The organism is Dysosmobacter sp. (genome assembly GCF_052306735.1).
Classification (GTDB): Bacteria; Bacillota; Clostridia; order Oscillospirales; family Oscillospiraceae; genus Oscillibacter.
This window is the reverse complement of the sequence record NZ_DAWBAJ010000004.1, coordinates 40,028-52,945: the sequence shown is the minus strand read 5'-3', so window position 1 is coordinate 52,945 and position 12,918 is coordinate 40,028. Positions and strand designations below refer to the sequence as shown.

Annotated in this window: 10 protein-coding genes; 3 read left to right on the top strand and 7 right to left on the bottom strand. The window is 59.0% G+C overall.

Going from position 1 to position 12,918, the window contains the following annotated elements; genetic code table 11:
• Positions 1 to 72 precede the first annotated feature (72 nt).
• Positions 73 to 1,467: an MBOAT family O-acyltransferase gene (locus ACT67G_RS02085; protein WP_325247134.1), complete on the top strand. Its 1,395-nt coding sequence runs from the start codon at positions 73 to 75 to the stop codon at positions 1,465 to 1,467.
• 13 nt (positions 1,468 to 1,480) lie between these two features.
• Positions 1,481 to 2,602, top strand: a complete 1,122-nt coding sequence (locus ACT67G_RS02080; protein WP_443662812.1) for a DHHW family protein — start codon at positions 1,481 to 1,483, stop codon at positions 2,600 to 2,602.
• A gap of 47 nt (positions 2,603 to 2,649) precedes the next feature.
• On the opposite strand, the gene ACT67G_RS02075 is transcribed toward ACT67G_RS02080, so the two are convergent.
• From ACT67G_RS02075 to ACT67G_RS02060, 4 genes are all read right to left on the bottom strand, one after another.
• Positions 2,650 to 3,075: a rhodanese-like domain-containing protein gene (locus tag ACT67G_RS02075; RefSeq protein WP_325247132.1), complete on the bottom strand. Its 426-nt coding sequence runs from the start codon at positions 3,073 to 3,075 to the stop codon at positions 2,650 to 2,652.
• 66 nt (positions 3,076 to 3,141) lie between these two features.
• The gene (locus ACT67G_RS02070) at positions 3,142 to 7,095 is read right to left on the bottom strand and encodes a M56 family metallopeptidase (protein ID WP_443662811.1); all 3,954 of its coding nucleotides are present in this window, start codon (positions 7,093 to 7,095) and stop codon (positions 3,142 to 3,144) included.
• Complete coding sequence (locus ACT67G_RS02065) at positions 7,092 to 7,469, bottom strand: BlaI/MecI/CopY family transcriptional regulator (protein WP_325247054.1); 378 nt, start codon at positions 7,467 to 7,469, stop codon at positions 7,092 to 7,094. Before ACT67G_RS02065 ends, ACT67G_RS02070 begins: the two co-directional genes overlap by 4 nt.
• 127 nt (positions 7,470 to 7,596) lie before the next feature.
• Positions 7,597 to 8,475, bottom strand: coding sequence for an MBL fold metallo-hydrolase (locus ACT67G_RS02060; RefSeq protein ID WP_443662810.1), 879 nt, complete (start codon positions 8,473 to 8,475; stop codon positions 7,597 to 7,599).
• Positions 8,476 to 8,604: 129 nt separating this feature from the next.
• On the opposite strand from ACT67G_RS02060, the gene ACT67G_RS02055 reads away from it, so the two are divergent.
• Positions 8,605 to 11,130, top strand: coding sequence for an ATP-dependent helicase (locus tag ACT67G_RS02055; protein ID WP_443662809.1), 2,526 nt, complete (start codon positions 8,605 to 8,607; stop codon positions 11,128 to 11,130).
• Between the two features lie 90 nt (positions 11,131 to 11,220).
• On the opposite strand, the gene ACT67G_RS02050 is transcribed toward ACT67G_RS02055, so the two are convergent.
• From ACT67G_RS02050 to ACT67G_RS02040, 3 genes are all read right to left on the bottom strand, one after another.
• The gene (locus ACT67G_RS02050) at positions 11,221 to 12,114 is read right to left on the bottom strand and encodes a C40 family peptidase (protein ID WP_325247051.1); all 894 of its coding nucleotides are present in this window, start codon (positions 12,112 to 12,114) and stop codon (positions 11,221 to 11,223) included.
• A 48-nt stretch (positions 12,115 to 12,162) separates the two neighbouring features.
• Positions 12,163 to 12,471 carry a hypothetical protein gene (locus ACT67G_RS02045; protein ID WP_325247050.1) on the bottom strand — a complete coding sequence of 103 codons (309 nt, stop codon included), beginning with the start codon at positions 12,469 to 12,471 and terminating at the stop codon, positions 12,163 to 12,165.
• Positions 12,472 to 12,668: 197 nt separating this feature from the next.
• Positions 12,669 to 12,914, bottom strand: a complete 246-nt coding sequence (locus ACT67G_RS02040) for an IreB family regulatory phosphoprotein (protein ID WP_325247049.1) — start codon at positions 12,912 to 12,914, stop codon at positions 12,669 to 12,671.
• Positions 12,915 to 12,918: the final 4 nt, after the last annotated feature.

Sequence of the window (12,918 nt, the reverse complement as noted above, 5' to 3'; positions counted from 1 at the left end):
GCTGCAAATCTGTCTGAGCGCCGTTATCCCTCTGCGTGACGGCGTGCTTTTACCGAGAGAGGAGGAGACTGCTTGGTTTTCAGCAGCCTGACATTTCTGTTCGCCTACCTGCCGCTGACGCTGCTGGTGTATTTCCTGGCACCCCTGAAGTGGCGCAACTGGGTGCTTCTGGTGGTGAGCCTGATCTTCTATGGGTGGGATACCCCCGCTTATATCCTGATTATGATTCTCTCCACCCTCATCGATTTCACCCACGGACTGCTGGTGGAAAAATACCGGGCCGACGACAAAAAGGCCCGGTGGTTCGTGGCCCAGAGCGCGATCTTCAATCTGCTCCTTTTGGGCTTTTTCAAATACTGGGACTTCCTGGCGGCCAACCTCTCCCTGATCCCGGGGATCAGCGTGCCCCAGCTGGGAATCCCGCTGCCCATCGGCATCTCCTTCTTTACCTTCCAAACCATGAGCTATACCATCGACGTCTACCGCAAGGATGCCCCGGTGCAGCGGAATCTGGTGGACTTCGGTACCTTTGTTACTATGTTCCCCCAGCTGATTGCCGGGCCTGTGGTGCAGTACAAGACGGTGGCGGCGGCTCTGAAGAACCGGATCAACACCAGCGAGGATTTTGCCCTGGGAGCCCGGCGGTTCTGTGTGGGCCTTGCCAAAAAGGTGCTGCTGGCCAACTCCATCGGTGCCCTGTGGGATACCTGCCTGGCAGCCCGGTCCGCCGGGACGCTGACAGTGCTGGGAGGTTGGATGGGCCTCTTTGCCTATGGGTTCCAGATCTATTTTGATTTCTCCGGTTATTCCGATATGGCCATCGGTCTGGGGCAGATCTTCGGGTTCCGCTTCAACGAGAACTTCAACTATCCCTACACCTCCGCCTCTGTGACGGAGTTCTGGCGCCGCTGGCACATGTCCCTGACAGCCTGGTTCCGGGAGTATTTGTATATTCCCCTGGGGGGCAACCGCCACGGTACCGCCAAGACGCTGCGCAATATCCTCATCGTGTGGTTCTGCACCGGCTTCTGGCACGGCGCCAGCTGGAATTTCATTTTGTGGGGACTGTATTTTGCCGCCTGGCTGATCCTGGAGAAGTACGTCCTGCGGGATGTGCTCACCCGGACGCCGGGGTGGATCAAGCACACCTACACCATCATCGTGGTATTTGTGGGCTGGGGCATCTTCGCCATGGAGGACCTGGGGGTATGTGGCCGGTATCTGGCCGCCTGCTTCGGTGCCGACGGACTGTGGAACAGCGCGGACCTCTTTTGGCTGCGCAGCTATGCCCTGACGTTCCTGGCGCTGATCGTGGGTTCCACCACGCTGCTGCGGCGCCTGTGGCAGCGCCTTCCCCGGCGGGCGGAGCAGGTGCTCACCCCCATTTTGATGCTGGCGAGCCTGGCTGTTTGCACTGCCTATCTGGTGGACGGCAGCTATAATCCGTTTCTGTATTTCCGGTTCTGAGGAGGGAGACACCATGACAAAAGGATATGCCCGCTTTATAACGGTTCTCTTCTGCCTCTTCCTGGGCGGACTGATGGTCTGGCAGGCCATCCTGCCGGATCGGGAGCGCTCTGATGTGGAGAACCGCACCCTGGCCCAGATGCCGGAGCTGACGGTCTCCGGCGTGCTGGACGGCACGTATATGGAGGCCCTGGAGGAGTATGTTCAGGATCAGTTTCCCCTGCGGGACGGCTGGACCGGCATGAAAGCCCGGGCGGAGCAGCTTTTGGGCAAACAGCTTTTCAACAATGTCTATCTCTGCGGAGATACTCTGATTTCCAAGGTGGACGCGCCTGAGGACGATCTGGATCAAAAGAACCTCTCCTATGTGGGCAAGCTCTCGGAAAATGCCGGGATCCCAGTCTATCTGGGCCTCATCCCCTCGGCAGCGGAGATCTGGGCGGACAAGCTCCCGGCAGGTGCCCAGAACTGGGATCAGGTCTCGTTTTTGCAGCAGGCGGCGGGCCTGGGGGTCCCTATGGTGGACTTTGCCGGTGTCCTGACGGAGCATGCCGGGGAGGAGATCTTCTACCGCACGGATCACCACTGGACTTCCCTGGGGGCCTATTACGGCTACACGGCCCTCATGGAGGCCCTGGGCCGGGCGGATGACATTATCCCCCTGGATGCCTTTGACCCAGAGACCGTCACCACGGACTTCAACGGTACCCTCTACTCCCAGTCGGGAATCCATTGGCTGACACCGGACACCATGGAGTTTTACGTGCCGGAGGAGGGGCTTTCCGTTACCTCCTGGCGTACCGGAGAAGCGGAGGCGGCTTCCCTCTACGACCGCAGCTATCTTGCAAAAAAAGACAAGTATTCCGCTTTCCTGGGGGGCAATCAGCCTCTTTGCGTCATCCGTAATGAAAATGCGGCGGGGCAGGGAAACGTGCTGGTGATCCGGGATTCCTACTCGGACTCCCTGGCACCCTTCCTCTCCCAGAGCTTTGAAGAAGTTCACCTGATGGATACCCGGTATTATCACATGTCCCTCGCTCAGTACGCGGCGGAAAACGGTATTGATGAGATCGTGGTGCTCTTCAGCATCCCCAATTTCATTACGGAAAAGAGCCTGGTGTTCCTGGGACAGTAATAAAAAAGAGCGCGCATCCACACTGGATGCGCGCTCTTTTTGCCGTCTTATTCCCGGGTAGTTCCGTAGGGCCAGTCCAGAATGCCTCCGAAGTCCGTCACAGCGGTGTAGCCCAGATCCGTCAGCAGCTTGGCGGCCTGGGCACTGCGCCGCCCTGAGCGGCAGTAGACAAAGATTTCCGCATTTTTATCCGGCAGCAGTGTAGTGAGATCTCCATCGCCGAAGGTCTCCACCGGCAGGCAGACAGCCCCCGGGATATGGCCGCCGTCGTATTCCTCCTGGGTTCGTACGTCCAGCAGGATGATGCCTGCGTCCTCGTCCAGATGTTTCTTGGCCTCCCGGGCTGTCAGGGTGATCCAAGGAGTGGCCTGGGATTCCGGCTGGGGCTGGGTATGTGTCAGGATCCGGCGGGCCAGGCGCAGCACCGCCGCGCCGAATAGGATCACCAGCACCAGCAGCAGTAAGTCCTTCATAACATACAATTCCTCCTGTCTCGGATAGCAACAGCATACCAGAGACGGGAGGAATTGAAAAGGGGTTTAGGGATTTGTGACGGTCAGAGAGACAGTCTTGGCTGCCAGATCCACGGTGTAGCGGTAGGTGCCAGCCAGATGGAGCAGGGTTTGACTGTCATAGAATACAAAGTCCTCGGGGAAATTGATGGTGTAAACGAAAGTTCCGCCGCTAAACGCCATGGTGTCCGGCGGGGCGACATTTACTGGGTTGGACGAAGGCAAAGGAAGGTTAGCCAGGGTGCCGTCGGGAAGGCGGAGAAGTAGGTTATATTGATCCGTATGGGGGGTGCCCACCCACTGACCCAGAATGGCCAAACAGCCCGCTTCTTCACGGTATGTTCCGGTTGAAATGAGATCGACGGTTTCCGGAAGCGCGGTGTCCTGCGCCCACGCCAGACGCTCTTCATAGGTCATGGAGTCTGCGGATCCATCCAAAGGCTGATTGGAAAACTCCACGTCCGCAGCGGTAAAAGCTGCGGCTTCCGGCTCCTGGGGCGCGGCGGCCTGCAGAGCGGCAAACTGTTCCTGTGCCCGCTGCTCCCGCCGCCGCTCCAGGCCGGAGCGTGTTTCAGCACTGGGAGAGAGAGCCGCTTGTGCCGCTTCCTCCGGGAATACCCTGCGGAGATCCGCGGCATACCGGTTGCCTCCGGTAGGCGTCCAGTACTCTGTCAGCTGATAGAGGCCGTTGATGGTGGCGAAGGTCAGGGCGGCAGGCTCGATGCCGCCGGTTTCCAGGGTGTAGCTGCTGCCGTCGTCTGACGGGTCGTAGGAGCCAAAGCAGGTGAGGAGATACTCCGTCCGGGTGTTGCCGGACTGGACGGAGTCCAGGGTGGTATAGGAGGCGGCGTAGAAGTCGTCCTGATGGCCGGAGGCGCTGGCGCGGTGATCCAGAATGGCGTTTAAAATGGCGTCGTCCAACCGGTCATAGGAGTCACCGATGCCGTTGGGTTGGATGCCGGTGCGAGAGAGCAGTGCCCGCCAGACAGCTGCACCGCCCTCCGACAGGCTGCCCTGAGACCAGGCAATATTCTGCATGGTGTGGCGCAGATTGCCCTCTTCTTCCAAGAGCCCCTGGTTGTGGAAGGAGGCCAGGGCCTCGATTGCCGCCGCCTGTTCCGTCTCCGGGAGATTCGACAGGCTATCGAGGAAGGCAAAGCTGTTGACGCAGAAGAGGTTCAAAATCGTCTCCGGATCCATCCGGGAGGGGAGAAGCAGCCCGTTGTCCATGGTAATCTGGGCTATGGCTGCCTGGAAGGCGGGGATGGCCATGTCTGCGCCCACGTCGCCGGGAATATCGGCGTTCAGCAGCACGGAGGTGCCGTTGGATTGGCGTAGGAATACCAGATAGGGAGAGCTGTTCATGCCGCCCACCCAGCCATCCTCCAGGACGTATATGCCCCCTGCCAGGATCACGTGTTCCGGCGCGGCAGCGTGGAGCTCATAGCCAAAGGAGTAGACCTCCAGACCCAGGGAGGTGTAGGGTTCTCCCAGATCCACGGAGGAGAGGCCGGTGATGCGCCAGTCGTCCCAGCCTGCTGTGCTGTCAGATCGGGCCTGCCACCCGGCCAGGTCCGCAAGTACCCGGTCCCGGGCTGCCGTCAGGGCGTAGTCCGGGGCGTCAATGCTGTCGGACACATGGTCGGTGTAGGTGGTGGTATCATCGTAGAAGAGCAGGTTTTCCCCATCAAAGTAGCAGTAGCGGACAAAATTGAACTGGGTCTCAGAGTCCGCCAGGGCATTGGTTTCCCGGGCAAAGCCGGAGATGGTAAGGCAGCGGCGGCTGGTGTCGATCAAGCTGTAGTCCCACCAGGTCATCTCCGGCCAGTTGGCCTCCAAAAGTGCGGTGATATCCGCCGCATAGAGGCTTCCCTCCCGCTGGAAGAAAAGCTGGTTTTGGTCCGTGAGGAGCTCGTTTTCCCCGTTACCGTCCAGGTCCACCATGGCTGTTTCCCCGCGGGCCCGGGCCAGCAGGCAGGGGACGCCGTCCTCATCCAGATACCAGAAATCCGTGATGAGGCTGGAGGTGTATTCACCCAGCTGTCCGTGGTAGGAGAAGGCCATGCCGTCGTGGCCCAAGAGATCGTAGAAACTCGTGACCGAGACATCGGAGAACGCCGTCCCGGCCGGGAAGGTGAAGAAACACCCCACATCCCAGGTCACGATGCCGCTTTCGTCAGAGACGATTTCATTTTCCACGGCGGCGTAGAGATTGCCGTCGGTGGAGCGATAGAGGACAAGACTGTCGTCATAAACGCCTGTCAGCAAGTATTCCTCCGTCCGGTCGTCCGTATGCCGGACTGCCTGGGGCATTTCCGGCTCATAGGGGGAGAGGCCTGTCAGGGAAATGGTCAGCCAGGGGTCTCCCTCCGGGTAGACTGTGGGGATCGCCGCTGGTTCTGAGAAGAGATAGGAAACGAACCAATAGCTTCCGTCAGGCTGCACCGCCAGCGTCAGGCAGTTGGTGCCTCCGGGATTGCCGAACCGGCTGTCGGGGCAATAGAGGCGGATTCGGTCTCCCTCCTGCTCTCCGGCGGAGAAGACCACGGTGCCGGGGTAATTGGTATCCCCGTGGAAGGTGTAGTAGGCGTCGTATTCCGGGAGGTAGGTAAAGGCGTCTAAATCCACCCGCTGGGTTTCCGACAAGGTCAGGCCGGTATTGGCCTCCAGAATGGCGTCGGCATTGGCGGCAGAGATCTTGATGAGATCCGTGCCGGGATCGCTGCCGCCGTAACGGGCGTTTGCCACTGCCTGACGCTCCACGTCGGTGATTTCCTCCGGAAGACCGGTGCCATCGTAAAAGAGGGAGAAAAGATTGATTTCCTCCGGACTTGTGTACAGGGAGGAGAGGAACTGATTGCGGATGTTGAAATCATCACCGTTGAAGTATTCCTCATTGAAGTATGCCAGCTCCTCGCCAGTGAGGGGGCGGGGCTCCTCCGTTTGAGGCGAGGTTTTTCCGTTGGTAAAAGTGACGGCACAGACGCCAGCCGTCAGGGCGATGACAGCAAAGAGGGCTGCGGTGACAGTCCGGCGGTTCTGGGCGATCCGCAGAATGCGGTCTTTCAGCTGCCGTTTTCCGGCTGTCATGGAGGTGGAGAGCAGCGGCGTAGGTGCGCGGCCTCCCACCGGGATCAACGCCAGAAGTGTCCGACCATAGGGAAGGCGTTCTGCATCCCCCAGCCGCTTCAGGGCGGCTTCGTCGCAGGCCAGCTCTCCGTCCGCCTTGGAGGCTGCTGCCGCCGCCCACACCAGGGGATTGAACCAGTACACCGCCAGGCACACGCTCCGCACCAGTGCCCACAGGTGGTCCAGGTGCCGAGCATGGGCGTTTTCGTGGGCAATGACGTGGCGCAGCCGCTCCGGGGTCTCCACGGCGGCGGGGGTCAGATAGATGGCGGGAGACACCAGGCCAAAGAGGCAGGGGGAAGAGAGCCCTTCCTTTACCAGATACACCGGGTACAGGCAATCCTGCATCTCATAGGGGACCCGCTTCCGACGGAGCATCTGCCAGAAGCGCAGGTTGGAAACCAGCATCCAGAACAGCATCACCGCGATACCCGCGTACCAGGCGGGAGCCAGAATATCCGTCAAGTGGATCTGCCGGGCATATTCCACGGTGTGGGTTACGTTTTTCTCGTCAGTGAATACCCGTGTATTATCCTTCGTGGCGCCGCCGATGGCCACCTGACTGTAGTCTGAGGGCGTTTTGTCCAGAGCCGGGAGATCTGCCGGACCCTCCACGTCTTCCTGAACTGGCTCCATGTACAGGGATGGCGCAGTAATCTGCCGGGATACCGGCTCCGCCGCCGTCAGCACGGAGAAATCCGCCGCCGGAAGGCTCACCGGGACCAGCAGCCGCACTGCCACCAGCAGCCACAGGGCATACTGTACCCGACGGGCAATCACCCGGCGAAACAGCAGCCGCAGGATCAAAAGTGCCCCAATCAGTACGGAGGATGTCAGCAGGACGTCTTTCATGACTCCTCACCTCCCGCCCTTTCCAGAATCGCGGAGAGCTCCGCAATGTCTGTTTCCGTCAGGCCCCGGCACTCCACCAGGTTGGAGACCATCAGCCCCAGGCTGCCGCCGTAGACCTTGGAGAGGAAGCTCTCCGTCTCCGCCAGGGCAGCTTCCTCCCGGGCTACCACCGGGAAGTACCGCTTGGCCCGCAGTCCCTCTTCATGCCGGACGGCGCCCTTGGCCTCCAGCCGGGCAAGCATGGTGATAACGGTGTTTTTGGACCAGCCGGTTTCCCCTTTCACCGCCGCCGTCAGTTCTGTGATGGTGCGGGGGGACTGCTCCCACAGGTGGTTCATCAGCTTCCACTCGCTGTCGGAGAGATTGATGGACATGTTCTCACCTCCGAAGGTATACGAATGTCTACCTTTTTCTGAGGCTACCGTATCATAGAGGTAGACAGTTGTCAACCTCAATTTGGTGACAAACTGGAAACGGAGCGGCTATGCCGCTCCGTTTTCGTCAGATTGTCCGCCACAGCAGGCGATTGTCTGTGAATTCCGCCGATACACGCCCCTGATCCAGCAGATAAGAAAGGTACGAACGGATTGTGCTGCCCACCAGCACATATTGGTTGAAGTCCATGGTCAGCTGGTAGTGGGCGAAGAGCTGCTGCAGGATGTCCGCAAAGCCCCGGGGCTCCCGGCAGAAATCCGTAATCACGCCGATGATCTCCAGGACCTTGGCCCGGTTCAGTTCCGCCAGAGGGCGGATATCCTCTGTGGGTTCGGCGTGGGCGGGGATGAAGAGCTTGCCCTCCAGGGCGCAGATCTTGTCCAGAGTCTCCAGATAGCCCGCCACGTCGTAAATGAAATTCACGTGGTACTTTTCCACGATGTTGGCCCCGGAGAGGCAGTCTGCCAAAAACCACACACCGTCCGCCGTCCGGTATCCGCACATCTCAAAGAAGTGGCCCGGCAGGGGCTCCATGGTGATGCCCTCCGGCAGGGTGTCCTCCGTCAGGGGATGGCAGTCGCTTTTCTGTGCCAGGAGGAATTTGTTGCGCAGGGGCTTGGGGGGATAGCCGCCATAGAGAAAGGCGGGTTCCAGAATGGGGTGGGAGGTAATGGCTGCCTCGATCCCCGGGGCGTAGGCGGGGGCTCCCAGCCGCTGCTGGAGCAGGGCATTGCCGCCGTTGTGATCGGCGTTGGCGTGGGTGTTGAGGATGCAGGCAAGATGCCAGCCCTGGGCGTCCAGGATTTTCTGCACCTTGCGTCCGGCGTCCTTGTCGTTGCCGCTGTCGATGAGAACCACATCCGTGTCCGTCAGGCGCCAAAGGCCCATCTTGGCGGGGCACTGGATATAGTAGGTTCGGGGAGCGGCCTGGATCAGTTCATACATGGGGAGCACCTCCTTTTTCAACAGCATACTACAAGCCGGGACAAAGCGCAATTCCCACCTTTGGCGGTTGACCCGGTTTGGTTTTTGCCGTAAAATAGTCTGCGAGATTTTAGGGAGACTGGTGAACATATGACTGATTTCAACCAACGATACATTGACGCCCGCCGGGCCGTCATCGCCCGGGACTTTCAGCGTCTGAACTCCATGCAGCGCCAGGCAGCCATGACCACCGAGGGGCCGTTGCTGCTGCTGGCGGGAGCCGGCAGCGGCAAGACCACCGTGCTGATCCAGCGGGTGTATAACCTTTTGACCTATGGCCGGGGCAGCGACACCAACGAGGTGCCCCAAGAGGCCACAGAGGAAGATCTGGCGTTTTTGGAGCAGTTCCCGAACCAGCCCACGCCGGAGGAGAAGCGTCGGGCCATCCGGCTTTGTGCGGTGGATGTTCCCCGTCCCTGGGAAATCATCGCCATCACCTTTACCAATAAAGCGGCAGGGGAGCTGAAGGACCGTCTGGCAGCACGGCTGGGCTCCGCCGCCAACGACATCTGGGCCTCCACCTTCCACTCCGCCTGCGTACGGATCCTGCGGCGGGACATCGACCGCATCGGCTTTGACAAGGACTTCACCATTTATGATACCGACGACGCCAAGCGGGTGATCCGGGACATCCTGAAAGAGCAGAATCTGGATGAAAAGACCTTCCAGCCCCGCAGTGTCCTCTCCGTCATCAGCTCCGCCAAGGACCGCTATGAGGGGCCGGAGGCATTTGCAAAAAAGAGTGAGCACGCCAACGACTGGAAGATGACCCGTATCGCCAAGATCTACGCAGCCTATGAAAAGAAGCTGCGCTCCGCCAACGCCCTGGATTTTGACGACATCATCTACCACACGGTGACCCTCCTGCAGCAGGAGCCGGAGGTTCTGCAATACTATCAGGATAAGTTCCGCTATGTGCTGGTGGACGAGTATCAGGATACCAACCATCTGCAGTATCTGCTCACCAGCCTTCTGGCAGGGGGGCGGAAAAACCTCTGCGTGGTAGGCGACGACGACCAGTCCATTTACCGGTTCCGGGGTGCCAATATCGAGAATATCCTGAACTTTGAAAATCAGTACAAAAACGCCCGGACTATCCGCCTGGAGCAGAACTACCGCTCCACCCAGAACATTCTGGACGCGGCCAACGCCGTTATCAAAAACAACACCGGCCGTAAGGGCAAGACCCTCTGGACGGACAACGGTGCCGGAGAAACCGTTACCATCAAGACCAACTTCAACGAAAGCGATGAGGCCAACTACGTGGTGGGAGACATCCTCATGGGGGTGAACCGGGGCCGTAACTTCCGGGATACCGCTGTGCTCTACCGGATGAACGCCCAGTCCAACGCCTTGGAATATGCCATGAAGCGCAACGGCGTACCCTACAAGGTAGTGGGCGGCATGAAGTTCTTCGACCGGGCGGAGGTCAAGGACATGCTGGCCTATCTGTGCGTCCTCAACAATCCCATGGACGATCTGCGGCTGCGCCGGATCATCAACAATCCCCCCCGGGGCATCGGCGCCACCACTGTGGACAAGGTCACCACGTTGGCGGAGGCCCAGGGGGCGTCCATGTATGAGATCCTCCGCAATGCGGATCTCTTCCCGGAGCTCAAGAGCGCTTCCGCCAAGCTGCTGAAGTTTGCGGACCTCATTGATTCCCTCCGCCGGGCGGGAGGAACGCTGGCTCTGCCGGAGTTCTATGATGCCGTGTGCGAACAGTCCGGCTACGTGAAAGCCCTGGAGGAAAAGAACGACATGGAGAGCCGGGGCCGCATTGAGAACGTCCAGGAACTCAAGTCCAACATCCTGGGCTTTTTGGAGCAGGAACCGGAGGACGCCACTCTGGCAGGTTTCCTCAACGAGATCGCCCTGTACACAGATCTGGACAGTGTGGAGGCAGACGACAACTGCGTGACTCTCATGACCATCCACTCCGCCAAGGGCCTGGAATTCCCCACGGTCTATGTGGTGGGGATGGAGGAGGGGATCTTCCCCGGGTCCTCCGCCCAGTATGACGAGGAGGAGCTTGAAGAGGAGCGGCGCCTTTGCTACGTGGCCATGACCCGGGCCAAGGAGAAGCTGACCCTCACCAATGCCCGGCAGCGGATGCTCTACGGCCGTACCAGCACCAACCGGCCATCCCGGTTTCTGGAGGAGATCCCGGAGGAGAACATGCACTGGATCAGCCGGCCGGAACCGGGATTTGGCGGACGGCAGAGTGCTGGAGACTCCTGGGGAGACAGCTCCTTTGGCGATTACAGTATCTCCGGCGAAAGCTTTGGAAGCCAGCGGAGCGCAGGCGCCGGAGGGCGGAATCCCTCCCGGATGTCCTCCTGGAGCAGCGGCGGCGTCCACAGCTATCGGGACACCGGTGCCAAGGCCCCTCAGCGCCCGCTGGAATCTGTACGCCGCAGTGGAGCTTCCTCTGCTGGCGCGCCCATGCTGCAGCTGCAAAAGGGCGACATGGTGGAGCACACCGCCTTTGGACAGGGCATGGTGCTCTCCATGCGTCCCATGGGCGGAGATGCCCTGGTGGAGGTGGCCTTCGACAAGGTGGGCACCAAGAAGCTGATGCTCAAATCCGCCGGCAGGCATATGAAAAAACTGTAAAGCAAAAGGAGCCATCCCTGCGGGGATGGCTCCTTTTGCATAAAAAACCATCGGGCTGCTTTTGCAGCCCGATGGATAAATCCTATGTAATCAGACGTGGATTCCGCCCACGAAATAGTTGTTGTAGTAACCGCTGGTGAGATCACTGATGATCACGCCGCCGCTGGAGGAAGAGGAGGAGTGGATGAACTGTCCGTTTCCAATGTAGATGCCGGCGTGAGAGCAGGCCTTGCCGTTGGACCGGCTGGGATCGCAGAAGAACACCAGGTCACCGGCCTGCAGGGCATTGATGCCCCAGATCTTGGTGCCCAGACCGCTCTGCCACTGGCTGGTGGCGGAGTGAGGCAGAGAGTAGCCGAACTTTCCGTAGATGTACATGGTGAAGCCGGAGCAGTCAAAGCCGCTGGGAGAGGAACCGCCGTACACATAACGGGTACCCAGGTACTGCTTGGCGGCTGCGACGATATCGCTGGAGGAGGAGCTGGAATCGTTGGCGGTGAGATCCAAGAAGTCACTGCGGATGTAGCCCTCGGTGCCGTATTCACAGGTGACGTCATACCAACCGTTTTCAAAACCGTTGACGGTGACGATGGTGCCCTTGTCCACGGTGGCCAGCACGCTACCGTCAGTGGAGGCGGAGGAGCGGACGTTGACGCCGTCGCCATTCACGCTGCCGTAGGAGGTAAAGATATTGTCCTGATCGATGGACACGTAATCTGCGGAAACATAGCCCACAGTGCCGCCGTAATTGATCTTGTACCAGCCGGAAATGGAATCATCCAGCACGGCTACGGCCACGCCCTTATCCAGCGTGGAGAGGATGGAGGCATCAGTGGAGGCATCGGAGCGAACCCGCAGAGAGGAACCGGTAGTGGCGGCCACAGAAATGGCCTGGTCAGCAGCCAACGCGGTGGCGGCCAGCATCAGTGCGGTGCAGACGGAGAGAACGAAGATCTTGGCGGCTTTTCCTGCAAAGTATGTCATTGGTGTGGGTTCCTTTCTTTTGTAAGTTGATAGGGGGGCGAACGCCAATTATTTCTCTTTGCCGGCCAAAGCCCGGTCAAGCCAGATGGCTGCAATATCCATGGCGGCGTAAAGGCTGTCTTTCTCACTCTTTTTGACCACGCGATCCCGGGACTTGAGATCCGGATCCGTTAACTGCAACTGAATGGACACCTTGGTGGCCAGGTCCAAATCCTGCTCCTTCTTGGTGTCCAGAATCTGCATCATGATAATATATTTCTCAGCCATCGTGCCGTAGTAGATGAGGTTATCTACCCGGCGGAGGGGATGGCCCTTATACATAAGTCCTTCTTTCTTGGGGGCTTTGCTCTCAGCCATGGAAACACTCCTTTGAAAAGATTGTAACCGAATTGTAACAGATTTTTTCCGTTTTGTCAACGACCGCGCGGGGGGAAATTGCCAGAAATCAGAATCAATTTTTTCCAATCTTCACAAAAAGCAAAAAAATAAGAGAAGATGCAGAGACTTTTTCTGCATCTTCTCGTTAGATCAGGCGATATTTTTGTTACAGCTTGTTACTGCCCCAGATATTTGCGCACCAACACCTGCAGCAGCTCATCCCGGTCGATTTTGCGGATCAGGGTACGGGCGTTGTTGTGGTTGGTAATATAGGTGGGATCCTCCGAGAGGATGTATCCCACGATCTGGTTGATGGGGTTGTAGCCTTTTTCCTCAAGAGCCTGATAGACGGTGGAGAGGATCTGATGGATCTCCTCGTCCTTCTCCATGGCAAGGCTGAACTTCCGGGTAAAATCGTCCATACAG

Bases quoted from the DNA above. Each gene is read 5' to 3' on its own strand.
- ACT67G_RS02080 (WP_443662812.1), top strand. From the start codon at position 1,481: ATGACAAAAGGATATGCCCGCTTTATAACGGTTCTCTTCTGCCTCTTC.
- ACT67G_RS02075 (WP_325247132.1), bottom strand. From the start codon at position 3,075: ATGAAGGACTTACTGCTGCTGGTGCTGGTGATCCTATTCGGCGCGGCG.
- ACT67G_RS02070 (WP_443662811.1), bottom strand. From the start codon at position 7,095: ATGAAAGACGTCCTGCTGACATCCTCCGTACTGATTGGGGCACTTTTG.
- ACT67G_RS02065 (WP_325247054.1), bottom strand. From the start codon at position 7,469: ATGTCCATCAATCTCTCCGACAGCGAGTGGAAGCTGATGAACCACCTG.
- ACT67G_RS02060 (WP_443662810.1), bottom strand. From the start codon at position 8,475: ATGTATGAACTGATCCAGGCCGCTCCCCGAACCTACTATATCCAGTGC.
- ACT67G_RS02055 (WP_443662809.1), top strand. From the start codon at position 8,605: ATGACTGATTTCAACCAACGATACATTGACGCCCGCCGGGCCGTCATC.
- ACT67G_RS02050 (WP_325247051.1), bottom strand. From the start codon at position 12,114: ATGACATACTTTGCAGGAAAAGCCGCCAAGATCTTCGTTCTCTCCGTC.
- ACT67G_RS02045 (WP_325247050.1), bottom strand. From the start codon at position 12,471: ATGGCTGAGAGCAAAGCCCCCAAGAAAGAAGGACTTATGTATAAGGGC.
- ACT67G_RS02040 (WP_325247049.1), bottom strand. From the start codon at position 12,914: ATGGACGATTTTACCCGGAAGTTCAGCCTTGCCATGGAGAAGGACGAG.